The organism is Caballeronia calidae, assembly GCF_900044055.2.
Classification (GTDB): Bacteria; Pseudomonadota; Gammaproteobacteria; order Burkholderiales; family Burkholderiaceae; genus Caballeronia; species Caballeronia calidae.
The window spans coordinates 333,230-347,289 of the sequence record NZ_FCOX02000001.1 but is presented as its reverse complement, the minus strand read 5'-3'; the positions used below and the strand labels follow the sequence as shown (position 1 = coordinate 347,289).

12 protein-coding genes are annotated in these 14,060 nt (G+C 61.7%); all 12 read right to left on the bottom strand.

Annotated elements, in window-relative coordinates:
- Nucleotides 1-2 precede the first annotated feature (2 nt).
- Nucleotides 3-854, bottom strand: coding sequence for a F0F1 ATP synthase subunit A (gene atpB / locus AWB78_RS01670; protein WP_062601598.1), 852 nt, complete (start codon nucleotides 852-854; stop codon nucleotides 3-5).
- Nucleotides 855-1,030: 176 nt separating this feature from the next.
- Nucleotides 1,031-1,564 carry an ATP synthase subunit I gene (locus AWB78_RS01665; RefSeq protein WP_062601597.1) on the bottom strand — a complete coding sequence of 178 codons (534 nt, stop codon included), beginning with the start codon at nucleotides 1,562-1,564 and terminating at the stop codon, nucleotides 1,031-1,033.
- Between the two features lie 223 nt (nucleotides 1,565-1,787).
- Nucleotides 1,788-2,924: an SLC13 family permease gene (locus AWB78_RS01660; protein ID WP_062601596.1), complete on the bottom strand. Its 1,137-nt coding sequence runs from the start codon at nucleotides 2,922-2,924 to the stop codon at nucleotides 1,788-1,790.
- A 12-nt stretch (nucleotides 2,925-2,936) separates the two neighbouring features.
- Complete coding sequence (locus tag AWB78_RS01655) at nucleotides 2,937-3,839, bottom strand: ParB/RepB/Spo0J family partition protein (protein ID WP_062601595.1); 903 nt, start codon at nucleotides 3,837-3,839, stop codon at nucleotides 2,937-2,939.
- Nucleotides 3,840-3,884: 45 nt separating this feature from the next.
- A complete protein-coding gene (locus AWB78_RS01650; RefSeq protein WP_062601594.1) occupies nucleotides 3,885-4,664 on the bottom strand; it encodes a ParA family protein in 780 nt (259 codons plus the stop codon).
- 77 nt (nucleotides 4,665-4,741) lie between these two features.
- A complete protein-coding gene (rsmG, locus tag AWB78_RS01645) occupies nucleotides 4,742-5,407 on the bottom strand; it encodes a 16S rRNA (guanine(527)-N(7))-methyltransferase RsmG (RefSeq protein ID WP_062601593.1) in 666 nt (221 codons plus the stop codon).
- Nucleotides 5,404-7,368 carry a tRNA uridine-5-carboxymethylaminomethyl(34) synthesis enzyme MnmG gene (gene mnmG / locus AWB78_RS01640; protein WP_062601592.1) on the bottom strand — a complete coding sequence of 655 codons (1,965 nt, stop codon included), beginning with the start codon at nucleotides 7,366-7,368 and terminating at the stop codon, nucleotides 5,404-5,406. Before mnmG ends, rsmG begins: the two co-directional genes overlap by 4 nt.
- A 158-nt stretch (nucleotides 7,369-7,526) precedes the next feature.
- Entirely contained in the window at nucleotides 7,527-8,294 is a 768-nt protein-coding gene (locus AWB78_RS01635; RefSeq protein ID WP_062601591.1) for an ABC transporter ATP-binding protein, read from the bottom strand.
- Nucleotides 8,294-10,078, bottom strand: coding sequence for a branched-chain amino acid ABC transporter ATP-binding protein/permease (locus AWB78_RS01630; RefSeq protein WP_062601590.1), 1,785 nt, complete (start codon nucleotides 10,076-10,078; stop codon nucleotides 8,294-8,296). Before AWB78_RS01630 ends, AWB78_RS01635 begins: the two co-directional genes overlap by 1 nt.
- Before the next feature lie 4 nt (nucleotides 10,079-10,082).
- Complete coding sequence (locus tag AWB78_RS01625; RefSeq protein WP_062601589.1) at nucleotides 10,083-11,138, bottom strand: branched-chain amino acid ABC transporter permease; 1,056 nt, start codon at nucleotides 11,136-11,138, stop codon at nucleotides 10,083-10,085.
- 147 nt (nucleotides 11,139-11,285) lie between these two features.
- A complete protein-coding gene (locus AWB78_RS01620) occupies nucleotides 11,286-12,458 on the bottom strand; it encodes an ABC transporter substrate-binding protein (protein ID WP_062601588.1) in 1,173 nt (390 codons plus the stop codon).
- Nucleotides 12,459-12,738: 280 nt separating this feature from the next.
- Nucleotides 12,739-13,905, bottom strand: a complete 1,167-nt coding sequence (locus tag AWB78_RS01615; RefSeq protein ID WP_062601587.1) for an ABC transporter substrate-binding protein — start codon at nucleotides 13,903-13,905, stop codon at nucleotides 12,739-12,741.
- Between the last annotated feature and the right edge of the window lie 155 nt (nucleotides 13,906-14,060).

The window sequence follows — 14,060 nt, the reverse complement described above, 5'->3', positions numbered from 1 at the left end:
CGTCAGTGTGAGTCATGCGCCTGGCCGATATACACCAGCGTCAGCATCATGAAAATGAACGCCTGCAACAGCACGATCAGAATGTGGAAGATCGCCCAAACCGTGCCTGCTACGACATGGCCGATGAAACCGAGCACCGAAGCGTCCGCACCGAACGTCCACATGCTGCCCAGAAGCGCGATCAGCAGGAACAGCAGTTCGCCGGCGTACATGTTGCCGAAAAGCCGCATGCCGAGCGAAACCGTCTTGGCGACGAACTCGATGATGTTCAGCGCGAGGTTCGGAATCCACAGCAGCGGATGCGCGCCGAACGGAGCGGACAGCAGCTCATGTACGAAGCCGCCTGCGCCCTTGATCTTGAAGTTGTAGTAGATCATCAGGACGAACACGCCCAGCGCGATGCCGATGGTGCCGTTGAGGTCAGCCGTCGGAACGATGCGATGGTGGGGCAGGACATGCTCGAGACCCAGCCAGCCGATGATGCGCGGCGGGAGATCCACGGGGATGAAGTCGAGCGAGTTCATCAGGGCGACCCAGACGAACACGGTCAGCGCGAGTGGAGCGATGAAGCGGCGGCTGCCGTGGATCATCGACTTCGACTGGTCTTCGACCATTTCTACCAGCATCTCGACGGCGCACTGGAAACGGCCGGGAACACCGGACGTCGCCTTGCGTGCAGCAAGACCGAGAATGACGATGGTCACGACGCCGCAGACGATCGACCAGAACAGCGTGTCGAGATTCCAGACGTGGATATCGAAGATCGACGTCTGTGCGTTCGTGGAAAGATTCTGCAAGTGGTGCGCAATGTACTCGGACGGATCCAGAGCGTGCGTTCCTTCGCTAGCTGCCATATCGTTAAAGCCACCCAAATTGTCAAAAATCTTTCGCCGCCTGTCGCTTCCGAGCCGCCGCTTCGCGTTGCGGCTCCGGTCGAGAGGCCCGAGTGCGGAACCTGGTCCGCACCTGTTCATATGTGATGCTACTTACAACCCGTGCTGCAGGCACTTACGTGGGACGTCAAGAATCGTCACCGCAGCGCCATTGCCACCCAGTAAGTCTTCAAAGCGACGATGTACGTGACCAGCAACGGCAGCCACAACGCGCTCTTGTACCAGTACGCGACGGCCACGAACATAGCAATCGTCGCTCCCATCTTGAGCGCCTCGCCGATCATCCAGCTCATGATCGTCTCCGCGCCGCTCTTCGCTTTCAGGCGCGCGGCGAACAAGGCGCTCGGCACCCAGCAGATCGCTCCTCCCAGAAAGGCCGACAGCGCAGCATCGCCCGGCGGCTTGTAGAACAGCCACCACAACAGCGTCGCACCCAGGGACAAAACCATTTGCGCCGCCACGACCCGATACGGCGTGACACGCGATGGACGACTCACCTCGGGGCCAAACAGCTTCTCTGCCTGATCCCGCGTGAGCGGAACGATATTGTTATCTTGCGCCTCGGCATCCCACGAGTCGCCAGACGAACTGCGCGGCTGATTTCCGGAGGCGTTTGCTGCGCCGGTTGCGTGAGCGTCCGGCGCTCGATTTTCCTCTCGCACCGTCTTCAAACCTTCAACCAAAAGTCCGGGGAAATCACCTTGCGCTTTCGCGGCGCTTTCGAGGTGGCCTAGCTGATAAATCCGGGGGATTGTAAGCGATTGTTGTCACGGATTCAATAGTTTAGGTGTGTCAAAAGCCAAGCGGACGAACCTTAAAAATCGGTCTCAAAAGCGAGATTTTTCTTGCAATTGCAAGGAGATTTTCAGTCGATCCTCAAGCCGCCGGTGAGCGTCAAACGAGCGCCCAACCGATGACCATTGCCACGATCCAGAACGGTATCGATACGATGTGGAACGGCATCCACATGCCCTTCTCGCCGGAAAGCCGAACGGCAATCAGATTGGCCAATGAGCCGATCGCCACGCCGAAGCCTCCGACGCTCACGCCGAACGCGAGCGCGCGCCAATCCTTGGAGAACTCCGCGAGAACGATGGCCGCGGGCACGTTGCTGATGGCTTGTGAAAGCACGGCGCCGGCCGCATACGCGCGCACAGGCGTACTCACGCCGAGATGCGCGATCGCCGCGTGAATCGATGGCAATGCGGCCGCGCTGCGCAGCACGATGAACATCAACACGAAGATGAGCAGCAGCAGCCAGTCGATCTTGAATACGACTTCGCGGCGCCATAGCAGAAAGCCGATTGCGAGCGCGGCCAACGCTGGGCCGGCGTGATGCGCATCGGCCGATGCGACGAACGCCGCGAACGCGAGCACGCTCACGCCGCACAGCACGCGATCGACGCGATGCTCTTCGACATCGCCGGACAGATCGAGCGGCTCGGCACGGAACATCGCGAACGTGACGACGCCGAGCAGCGCCGTCAATGCGGCGGACAGCGGCAGCAGCGCCCACACGAAGGCGGGGAACCCGACGCCGCTCGTCTGCCACAGGAAGAGGTTCTGCGGATTGCCGAGCGGCGTGAGGATCGAGCCGGCGTTGACCGCGAGCGCGATCACGATGACGAGCCGCTTGATCGGCAACGGCGCGAGCTTATGCAGCGACAAGGCGAGCGGCACGACGGCGAAGAGCGCGACATCGTTGGTCAGCACGGTGGAGAGACCCGCCGCGAGCGCCACGAGCAGAAGCGCAAGCGTCCGTTCGCCGTGAATGTGATGCACCAGCCGATGTGCCGCCCACATCAGGAATCCTGACAATTCGATTGCCTTGGTCAGAATCAGGAGGCCGGCGAGCGTGAGCACCGTTTGCCAGTCGACTAGACCGGGCAGCGACATCCACGAGCGCGGATGCGCGATCTGCAACACGACGAGCGCGAAAACTAGGATCGCGAGAACCGGCTCGTTGGAGACGGCTCTCAAGATGCGCGCGAGATAGTCGGAGCGGGACCGCTTAACGTTGAATTCGGACAAGGTGTACGCGAATCAGGCAGCCGGAGCCGGCGTTTCGATGCTGCCGCGCAGCTTCGTCAGGATGCCTTCCAGCGAGTCGAGCGTGCCGAAATCGATCGTCACCTTGCCGCGCCCTCGCCCGCCAAGCTTGATCTTCACATTCGCGGAGAGCAGGTCCGACAACTCTTCTTCCAGACGGCGCGTATCGCGTCCGCCGTCGTTTGCCACGCGCGCTTTTGTCGCAGGCGCTTCCTTGGTCGTCGCTGCAACGAGCCGCTCGGTTTCGCGCACCGACAAGCGGCGATTCACCACGTGATTGGCCAGTTGGATTTGCGTCGCGGCATCGACCGCGAGCAACGCGCGCGCGTGGCCCATGTCGAGATCGCCGGCGAGCAGCATCGTTTGCACGGGCGCAGCAAGGTTCAGCAGACGCAGCAGGTTCGAGACGGCACTGCGCGAACGCCCGACCGACTCCGCCGCCTGTTCATGCGTGAAGCGAAACTCGTCGAGCAGACGCTGGATGCCCTGCGCCTCTTCCAGCGGGTTTAGATCCTCGCGCTGAATGTTTTCGATCAGCGCCATCGCGGCCGCGGCCTGATCTGGCACGTTTTTCACCAACACGGGCACTTCATCGAGCCCGGCGATGCGCGCGGCGCGGAAACGCCGCTCGCCCGCGATGATTTCATAGTGATCGTCGCCGACCGAGCGCACGAGAATGGGCTGCATCAGGCCTTGCGCGCGGATGCTCGCAGCGAGCTCCTGCAGCGCGCCCTCGTCCATGCGAGTACGGGGCTGATACTTGCCGGCCTGCAACTTGTCGAGCGACAGCACCGAGGGCGTGCCCTCGCCGCGCACGGCTTCCGTAATGTCGACGCTGCCGCCGAGCAACGCGTCCAGGCCTCGGCCCAAACCTTTCTTTTTCATCACAGCGCTCATTTCGGTTCCTCCGTCGGCGTGCTTCGCCGCATCGAATGGGTTGGCTTAGTTGACGTTGAGCGCGCGGACGCGCTCGATCATTTCCGTGCCGAACTGGATGTACGCCTGCGCACCGCGCGACGACTTGTCGAACACGACGCCCGGCAGGCCGTAACTCGGCGCTTCGGCCAGACGCACGTTGCGCGGGATCACCACGTCGAACAACTTGCTGCCAAAGTGTTCCTTCAATTGGTCCGACACTTGTTGCTGAAGCGTGATACGGGGATCGAACATCACGCGCAGCAAGCCGATAACCTTCAGATCACGATTCAGATTCGCGTGAACCTGCTTGATGGTGTTCACGAGGTCCGACAAGCCTTCCAGCGCGAAGTATTCGCACTGCATCGGGATCACGACGCCATGCGCCGCGCACAACGCGTTGAGCGTCAGTAGCGACAGCGCCGGGGGACAATCGATCAGCACAAAGTCATAGTCATCGACTACATCTTCGATCGCGGCGCGCAGAATGCGCTCGCGATTTTCCATGTCCACGAGTTCGACCTCGGCGCCGGCAAGTTCGCGATTCGCCGGCAGCACGTCATATCCGACCGCCGACGGGCGCGTGCGAGCGTCGCGCAGCGTGACGCCATCGACGAGCACTTCGTAGACGGTGTTTTCACATGCCGATTTGTCGATGCCGCTGCCCATCGTGGCATTGCCTTGCGGGTCGAGGTCGATCAGCAGTACGCGCTGCCCGAGCCCTGCGAGGCTCGCCGCGAGATTGACCGCTGTCGTGGTCTTTCCAACGCCGCCCTTCTGATTTGCGACGCAGAAGATTTTTGCCATCGTTTAGTGTCCTCGTTTTTTCGCTGTCAGAAGATCAGCGTGCCTGGAATGCCGGATGGAAACCGTGCGGCGGACCGTCATGCTGGTTCGACCGCAATCTCAACCAGATGCCGCTCCGCGTCGAGCATGGGCACTTTCAAGCGCTCAACGCCGACTACCACGGCGCCCGCCGGCAGACGCGCGGCTTCGGCATCGGGCTTGACGCCCTTCATCGCCAGAATCCGTCCATCGTCGGCGACCAGATGACGCGAAAGTGTAACGAAATCGGAGAGCTCTGCGAATGCGCGCGACACGATTACATCGAATTTTTCCGGCACTTCGACGCCCGGACGTAAACTTTCGACGCGACCGGTCACGACCGACAGATTGTTCAGACCCAACTGCACTTTAGCTTGCGACTGAAATGCGGTTTTCTTGTGAACGATATCGTTCAACGTGACATGCAGCTCCGGCAGCGCGATGGCCAGCACGATGCCAGGCAGCCCGCCTCCGGAACCCACATCCAGCACCGCTCGCGGTTTACGCGCGGACACGGCCGGCACGATCGCGAGCGAATCGAGGATGTGCTGAATCACCATCTGCTGCGGATCGCGAATCGCCGTCAGGTTGTAGACCGAGTTCCACTTGCCGAGCAACGCGACGTAGTCGAGCAGTTTCTGCATTTGCGATGACGACAGCGCAAGGCCGAGTTCGGCGACGCCCATTTCGAGCGTCGTCGCCAGGGATGGATTGCGCTCCGTCATTGAACCGCCGTCGTGTTATCGGCCGCTGAATCATCGCCCGCCGAATTGCGGCCGCGACGGCCGATGCCCCGCTTCAGATGAACCATCAACAGCGAAATCGCGGCCGGCGTGATGCCGGAGATACGCGACGCCTGACCGATGGTCTCCGGGCGATGCTGAATGAGCTTCTGCCGTGCTTCGAAGGACAGACCACGAACTTCGTTGTAGTCGATGCCCTCCGGCAAACGCGTGTTTTCCTGCGCACCGTTTCGAACGATTTCGTCCGCTTGCCGGTCGATGTAACCCTGATACTTCACACCGATCTCGATCTGCTCCTTGATCTGAGCGAGCAGCACCGGGTCTTCCGCAAGAGGCGCTTCAGGGCCGCAAGCACCTTCACGCAAGCCACAGATACCGTCGTATGAAACGCCAGGACGGCGCAGAAGATCCGCCAAACTGTATTCGTGGTCGATCGGCTTCCCGAGCAAGGCCGTTGCGTCTTCCGCAGGAAGCGTCTTCGGATTAACCCACGTCGAACGAAGCCGCTGTGTTTCACGTGAAACAGCGTCGCGCTTGCGGCTGAAAGCGTCCCAACGCACGTCGTCTACGACGCCAAGTTCCCGGCCGACCTCGGTGAGACGCATATCGGCGTTGTCTTCGCGCAGCGAGAGACGATATTCCGCACGGCTCGTGAACATCCGGTAAGGTTCAGAGACGCCGCGCGTGACGAGATCATCCACCAGGACGCCGAGATAAGCCTGATCGCGGCGCGGCGACCACGACTCCTTCCCCTGCACCTGCAAGCCCGCATTGATCCCGGCCAACAAGCCCTGAGCAGCCGCTTCTTCGTATCCGGTCGTTCCGTTGATCTGGCCAGCGAAAAACAGACCGTTGATCGCCTTGGTCTCCAGCGACGCCTTCAGCGCGCGCGGGTCGAAGTAGTCGTACTCGATAGCGTAGCCCGGACGCAGAATATGCGCGTGCTCCAGGCCGCGCATCGAGCGCACAAGGTTCAACTGCACATCAAAGGGAAGACTCGTAGAGATCCCGTTCGGATAGAACTCGTTCGTGGTCAGCCCTTCCGGCTCGAGGAAGATCTGATGCGCCTCTTTCGACGCAAAACGATGAATTTTGTCCTCAATCGACGGGCAATAACGCGGCCCCACGCCCTCGATTACGCCCGTATACATGGGCGACCGGTCCAGACCTGAGCGGATGATGTCGTGCGTCTGCGTGTTTGTATGCGTAACCCAGCACGGCATCTGGCGCGGATGCTGCTCGACGCGCCCAAGGAAAGAGAACACGGGAATCGGATCGAGATCGCCTGGCTGTTCTTCCAGCTTCGTAAAATCGATCGTGCGGCCGTCGATGCGAGGCGGCGTGCCGGTCTTGAGGCGGCCTTGCGGCAGCTTCAGCTCTTTCAGGCGTGCGGACAGCGACACCGCGGCTGGATCGCCCGCCCGTCCGCCGACATAGTTATTGAGGCCGACGTGTATCTTGCCGTCGAGGAACGTGCCGGCCGTCAGCACCACAGCCCGAGACCGGAATTGCAAGCCAACTTGCGTCACCGCGCCAACGACGCGATCGCCCTCCACCATCAAATCGTCGACGGCCTGCTGGAAAAGCCACAAATTCGGCTGATTTTCGAGCCGATGACGAATCGCCTGCTTATACAGAAGGCGGTCAGCCTGTGCGCGCGTCGCGCGGACTGCCGGCCCTTTGGACGAGTTCAGAATGCGGAACTGAATGCCCGATTCATCGGTTGCGGCCGCCATTGCACCGCCGAGCGCGTCGACTTCCTTGACGAGATGGCCTTTGCCAATGCCGCCGATTGACGGATTGCAGCTCATCTGCCCCAGCGTCTCGATGTTATGGGTCAACAGCAGCGTTTTGCAGCCCATGCGCGCCGAGGCGAGCGCGGCCTCAGTGCCCGCGTGACCGCCACCGACGACGATCACATCAAATTCTGTGGGATAAAGCATTGGAGATTTCGTGTGCGAACGACACGAACCTGAAGAGAGAATAGCTATGAATTATAACGGTTTCTCCCATGTCCCGAATTCGGCCGACTGGTCTAGGACGAAAAAAATGGCGTGTTTCACGTGAAACACGCCATCGCAAGCTGCCGCAAACGTCGAATTTACGCAGTCTTTTTCGTCAGACCCAGATAAGTTTCGATAACTTGCGGGTCGTGCTGAAGCGCGTCAGCATTGCCTTCCAGAGCGAATTCACCGGTCTCCAGCACGTACCCGTAGTCCGATATCTGTAACGCCGCGCGCGCGTTCTGCTCGATCAAAAGGGTCGCCACGCCCGTCTGGCGGAGCGCGCTAATGATGTGGAAAATCTCCTTCACGATCAGCGGCGCGAGACCGAGACTGGGTTCGTCCAGCATGAGCAGCTGCGGTTTGCCCATCAGCGCGCGACCAACCGCGAGCATCTGTCGCTCACCGCCCGACAGCGTTCCGGCAGCCTGCTTCCGCCGCTCTTTCAGACGGGGGAATAACTCGAACACGTGATCGAGTTGATCGAGAAAGTTTCGCTCGCCGGCCCGCTTGCGCCGATACGCCCCGAGCACGAGGTTATCCTCCACTGCCATCGTCGCAAAGAGTTCGCGTTTTTCCGGCACGAGGCACATACCACGCGAAACACGACGCTCGATCGCCAGTGCCGAAACTTCCTCGCCGAGATAGCGCACTGAGCCCTTGGCATGCCCGGTTTGCGGAAGCGCGCCCATGATTGCGTTGAGCAACGTTGATTTCCCTGCGCCATTCGGCCCGATCACGGAAACGATCTGCCCCGCTCCGACCGTGAGCTTGCCATCGTGCAACGCTTCGACTTTGCCGTACCGGACCGATAAACCTTCTACCTGCAAAATCGGGTTGTTCACTGCGTTCGATTCCTTCGCCATCATTCCACCCCGCCCAGATATGCTTCGAGCACCGCTGGATCCTTCTGGACATCCGTCGGCAGTCCTTCTGCGATCTTCGTTCCGAACTCCATCACCACCAGCCGATCAGTGAGGTTCATCACGAAGTCCATATCGTGCTCGACCAATAGGATGCTCATTCCTTCCGCACGGAGTTTTCGCAGTAGATCGGCGAGTTGCAGCTTCTCCTGATAACGAAGACCCGCAGCAGGCTCATCGAGCAGCAGCAGAGTCGGATCGCAGCACAGCGCACGCGCGATCTCGAGAATCCGCTGCTGACCGAGCGCGAGACTGCCCGCTTCGCTGTACATATGCTTTTCGAGACCGACGCGCGCGATCTGCCTCGCAGCCTCCGACATGAGCCGCGCCTCTTCCGGCGCATTCAGCCGCGCGATGCTGCGCCACACGCCCGTATTGCCACGCAGATGCGCGCCGATGGCGACGTTCTCGAGCACCGTCATGCCCGGAAGCATCTTGACGTGCTGAAACGTCCGCCCGATGCCCCGCTTCACGATCTCACGCGAAGTCAGCTTTTCAATGCGCTCGCCGTGGAAACTGATCGCGCCGCTCGTCGCCTGAAGCACGCCGGTCACGAGATTGAAGGTCGTCGATTTGCCCGCGCCATTCGGTCCGATCAAACCGATGATCTCTCCCGCCTTCACCTCGAAGCTCACATCGTTGACCGCGACCAACCCGCCGAACTGCTTGCGCGCCTTATCAACAACCAACAACCGCTCGCCCGCCTGCGGTTTGCTGCGCTGCGGCAACGAATCGCGATGATCAGGCACATGCGCGCGCGGGCCGCGCGGGAAGAGACGCGCGACGAACGGCCAGACGCCCTGCCGCGCGTATTGCAGCAGCAGCACCATCACGACGCCGAAGACGATGATCTCAAAATTGCCGTTTGCCCCGAGCAGCTTGGGCAGCAGCGTCTGCAGATAGTCTTGAAGGACGGTGAGGATCGTCGCACCAAGAATCGCGCCCCAGACATGCGAGATGCCGCCGACCACCGCCATGAACAGGAACTCGATGCCGTGGTTCAGCCCGAACGGCGTGGGATTCACCGCCCGCTGCAAATGCGCGTACAGGAAGCCCGAAATGGCGGCCAGAACGGCTGCATAGATGAAGATCACGACGCGCATCCACGCCGTGTTGACGCCCATCGCTTCGGCCATCGTGCCGCCGCCGCGCAGCGCACGAATCGCGCGCCCCGGACGGCTATTAAGCAAATTCTGAACAGAGATCACGGCGAGCAGCACCACGACCCAGATCAGGTAGTAGATGCTCCGGCCCGACTCCAGCTCCCATCCGAACAAATTGAGCACCGGAATCCCGTTGATGCCGTCGTACTTGCCGAGCAACTCCATGTTGCCGAACAGATAGAACAGCGAGAGCCCCCACGCAATCGTGCCGAGCGGCAGAAAGTGCCCGGAAAGACGCATCGTGATGAGCCCGAGCAGCAGCGCGATGAACGCCGTCAGCACGACGCCCGCGATCAGCGCGAGCCACGGCGAGACGCCGTAGCGCGTCGTCAGGAAGGCCGTCGCATAGGCGCCTACGCCGACGAAAGCGGCCTGCCCGAAGCTCGTCATCCCGCCGATGCCCGTCAGCAGCACGAGCCCGATGGCGACGATCGAATAGAGACCGATGTAGTTCAGCAGCGTGATCCAGTACTCGGGCACGGCGACCGGCCGCGGCAGAATCGGCAGCGCGAAGACGACGAGCAGGAAAACCCAGAAAAATCGATATCGATGCAGGAATTTCATCGGCTTACTCCTCGTCCTCGTCCGAATGCGGGCTCGCCAGGCTTCGCCACAGCAGGACCGGAATAATCAATGTGAAAACGATCACCTCCTTGTACGCGCTCGCCCAGAAGGACGAATACGATTCCAGCAGGCCCACCAGCAGCGATCCCGCCGCCGCGAGCGGATAGCTCACCAGACCGCCGACGATCGCGCCCACGAAGCCCTTCAGGCCGATCAGGAAGCCCGAGTCGTAGTAGATCGTCGTGATGGGCGCGACGAGCACGCCGCAGAGCGCGCCGAGGCCCGCCGCGAGCGTGAACGCGAGGCGCCCCGCCTGCGTCGTGCCGATGCCGACGAGCCGCGCGCCGAGCCGGTTCACCGAAGTCGCGCGCAAGGCCTTGCCGGAGATGGAGCGGTCGAAGTAGACGTACAGCGCGACGATCAACACCACCGCCGTGCCGACGACCCAAAGGCTTTGCCCCGAGATGGACACGCTACCGAGATTGAACGTGGCATCCGAGAACGCGGTCGTGCGCGAGCCTTCCGCGCCGAACATGACGAGCCCGAGACCGACCATCGCGAAGTGCACCGCCACCGCGACGATCAGCAGCAGCAGCGTGCTCGCCTCCGCGATCGGTTCATACGCGAGCCGATAGACGAACGGCCCCATCGGCACGACGATCAGGAGCGTCAGCGCGATCTGCGCGATCATCGGCAAGGTCTGTGCGAAGACGGCCTGCGTGAGCGCCCAGACCGCGACGGGAAACAGCACATACTTGCCCGCCAGCACCGCAAGCAGGCGCCCGATCTGATGATATCGCGCAGGATGTCGCACGATGCCCGCCACTTCGGCGACGAAGCAGCCCACGCCCATCGCGATGAGCAAATAGCAGGTCGCGGGCAGCTTTTGCGTTTGCAGCGCGGCCAGCGTGAGGGCGCCGTACGCGACGAACTCGCCCTGCGGAATGAAAATGACGCGTGTCACGGAGAACACGAGCACCAAGGCGAGCGCGAGCAACGCGTAGATCGCACCCGTGGTGATCCCGTCCTGCGCGAGGATCGCCGCAATCGATAAGTCCATACTTCCTCTTCGGAGCTTCTTGTGAAACAGGCGGTCTGAATAACGCCCGCCGGAACATGGTCAAAGCGGCGCGCCGTTGCCGGTGCGCCGCCCGTTCATCTTGAAATTAAGAAACGAGAACGCGCGATGAAGCGCGTCCTGTCAGACTCAGTCGTTCAGCAACTTCCACTTGCCGTCGACGATCTGCACCATCACGCGCGCGCGATTGTCGAAGCCGTTGTGATCCGTCGGCGTCGTGTTCATGATGCCGTGCGAGACGGGCAGATCCTTCAGGTTTTCCAGCGCGGCGCGCAGCGCCTCACGGAACTCCGGCGTCCCCGGCTGGCCTTTCTTGAGCGCCTCCGGAATCGCACGCTGAAGCATCTGGCCCGCGTCCCACGCATGACCACCGAACGTCGACAGCGAACCCGCGCCGTACGCCTTCTCATACGCGTCCTTGTACGCCGCCGACGACTTCTTCACCGGATTGCTCGCCGGCAGCTGCTCGGTCACGAGCACCGGACCGGCGGGCAGAATCTCACCCTCGCAATCCTTGCCGCACACGCGCAGGAAGTCGTTATTGGCGACGCCGTGCGTCTGATAGACCTTGCCCTTGTAGCCGCGCTCCTTCAGCGCCTTCGCCGGCAGCGCGGACGGCGTGCCCGCGCCCGCGATCAGCACCGCGTCCGGGTTTGCGCCCATCGTCTTGAGCACCTGGCCGGTCACGGACGTGTCCGTGCGGTTATAGCGCTCGTTCGTGACGATCTTCAGCTTGTGCGCGTTCGCCGCCGTGTTGAAGACGTTGTACCAGCCGTCGCCGTAGGCATCCGCGAAGCCGATGAAACCCACCGTCTTCACGCCGTGCTTCTCCATGTAGCCCGCGATCGCATCGGCCATCAATGCGTCGTTCTGCGGCGTCTTGAAGACCCACGCCTTTTTCGCATCCATCGGCGAGATGATCGCGGCCGATGCCGCCATCGAGATCATCGGCGTCTTGCCGGCGGCGGCCGGGTCGATCATCGCGAGCGAGTTCGGCGTCACCGTGGAACCGACGATCGCATCGACATGATCTTCGTCGATCAGCTTGCGCGTGTTCTGCACGGCACGGCTCGTGTCCGAACCGTCATCGAGCACGATCCATTCGACCGACTTCCCGCCCATCTCCTTCGGCAACAACGCGACGGTATTTTTCTCGGGAATCCCGAGCGATGCCGCCGGCCCCGTCGCCGAGAGCGTCACGCCGATCTTCACTTGCGCGAACGCCGCGCCCGCACCCATGAGCGCGCTGCCCGCGATGGCGAGCGCGATGCTCGTCCTGATCCATGCCTTCTTCGTTTTCATTGCTTGTCTCCAAACGCGACTTGCTGTTCACGCACCCCTGCGGTGCGCTGCTGCGAGTTGTTATCGATGCCGCTGCCTTGGGCTAACCAAAGAGCCGCCCCAATCTATTTACCGCGTTACTGCATGCCAAGGCTGGTTTTCCCTGACCGTTGCGCCGCTGCGGGCGAGGCGTTTGCGCCCTCTCTTTCCGCTGCGGTTTCTCACTGCACGACACAGAAAAAAAGGCGCGTTGTGTTGCTAACGCGCCTTTGTTCTCCGAATCAATTCACATGCGATTCCGTCAGTTGCTCGAGAGCTTCCACTTGCCGCCGACGATCTCCACCATTACGCGTGCGCGCTGGTCCAGTCCGGAGTGGTCATTGGGGCTCATGTTGAAGATGCCGTGCGAGGCGGGCAGATTCTTCGTCTCTTCAATGGCCGCGCGCAACGCTTCGCGGAACGCCGGCGTGCCGGGCTGGCCCTTCTTCAGGGCGACGGGAATCGCGCGTTGCAGGATGAGGCCCGCGTCCCACGCGTGACCGCCGAAGGTCGACACCGAGCCCGCGCCGTATGCGCCTTCATACGCCTTCTTGTACGTGAGCGCGGCCTGCTTCACGGGATTGCTGTCGGGCAGCTGCTCCGCGACGAGCAACGGCCCCGCCGGCAGGAACGTGCCTTCGCAATCCTTGCCGCACACGCGGAGGAAGTCGTTATTGGCGACGCCGTGCGTCTGATAGATCTTGCCCTTGTAGCCGCGCTCCTTGAGCGTCTTCTGCGGCAGCGCGGCCGGCGTGCCCGCGCCCGCGATCAGCACCGCGTCCGCGTTCTGCGACATCATCTTGAGCACTTGTCCCGTCACCGATGCGTCGTTGCGCGCGAAGCGCTCATTGGCGACGACCTTCAGCTTCGCGAGATCGGCGGCCTTCGAGAACTCCTTGAACCAGCTCTCGCCGTACGCGTCGCTGAAGCCGATGAACGCCACCGTCTTCACGCCGTGATTGGCCATGTGCTGCGCGATCGCGGTGGCCATCAGGATGTCGTTCTGCGGCGTCTTGAAGACCCACGCCTTTTTCGCGTCCATCGGCTCGACGAGGCTCGCGGCCGCGGCCATCGAAATCATCGGCGTGTGCGCTTCGGCGGCGATGTCGGTCATCGCGAGCGAATTGGGCACGACCGTCGAGCCGACGAGTGCATCGACGTGATCTTCGCTCGTCAGCTTGCGCGCGTTTTTCACGGCCTGAGTGGAATCGGTGGCGTCGTCGAGGACGATATATTCCACTTTCTGCCCGGCGACCTCCTTGGGCAACAGTGCGATGGTGTTCTTTTCCGGAATGCCGAGCGACGCCGCCGGACCCGTTGCCGAGACCGTCACGCCGATTTTCACGTCCGCCAAAACCTGATTGCTGAATACCGCCGATAATGCCGCGACGGCCATTGCGACCGTCTTACCGCGTAAAGCCAACTTCATTGATTTGCGCCCCGTAAATCGTGTTTCTGCGTGAAGAACTGCTTGCGAATATGCCCGTGATTCGCGCCCGCCTGAAATCGCCGACCGACGGGTCGGGAAATGCAGTTTAGCGGACTAAACCGCCGCGCAGCAAGCATTTTGAAGGGTTTCCGGCA

What these genes read in the sequence shown, in the direction of transcription:
- AWB78_RS01650 (WP_062601594.1), bottom strand. Translation starts at nt 4,664, where the DNA reads ATGGCAAAAATCTTCTGCGTCGCAAATCAGAAGGGCGGCGTTGGAAAG.
- AWB78_RS01630 (WP_062601590.1), bottom strand. Translation starts at nt 10,078, where the DNA reads ATGAAATTCCTGCATCGATATCGATTTTTCTGGGTTTTCCTGCTCGTC.
- AWB78_RS01620 (WP_062601588.1), bottom strand. Translation starts at nt 12,458, where the DNA reads ATGAAAACGAAGAAGGCATGGATCAGGACGAGCATCGCGCTCGCCATC.
- mnmG (WP_062601592.1), bottom strand. Translation starts at nt 7,368, where the DNA reads ATGCTTTATCCCACAGAATTTGATGTGATCGTCGTCGGTGGCGGTCAC.
- atpB (WP_062601598.1), bottom strand. Translation starts at nt 854, where the DNA reads ATGGCAGCTAGCGAAGGAACGCACGCTCTGGATCCGTCCGAGTACATT.
- AWB78_RS01615 (WP_062601587.1), bottom strand. Translation starts at nt 13,905, where the DNA reads ATGAAGTTGGCTTTACGCGGTAAGACGGTCGCAATGGCCGTCGCGGCA.
- AWB78_RS01655 (WP_062601595.1), bottom strand. Translation starts at nt 3,839, where the DNA reads ATGAGCGCTGTGATGAAAAAGAAAGGTTTGGGCCGAGGCCTGGACGCG.
- AWB78_RS01635 (WP_062601591.1), bottom strand. Translation starts at nt 8,294, where the DNA reads ATGGCGAAGGAATCGAACGCAGTGAACAACCCGATTTTGCAGGTAGAA.
- AWB78_RS01625 (WP_062601589.1), bottom strand. Translation starts at nt 11,138, where the DNA reads ATGGACTTATCGATTGCGGCGATCCTCGCGCAGGACGGGATCACCACG.
- rsmG (WP_062601593.1), bottom strand. Translation starts at nt 5,407, where the DNA reads ATGACGGAGCGCAATCCATCCCTGGCGACGACGCTCGAAATGGGCGTC.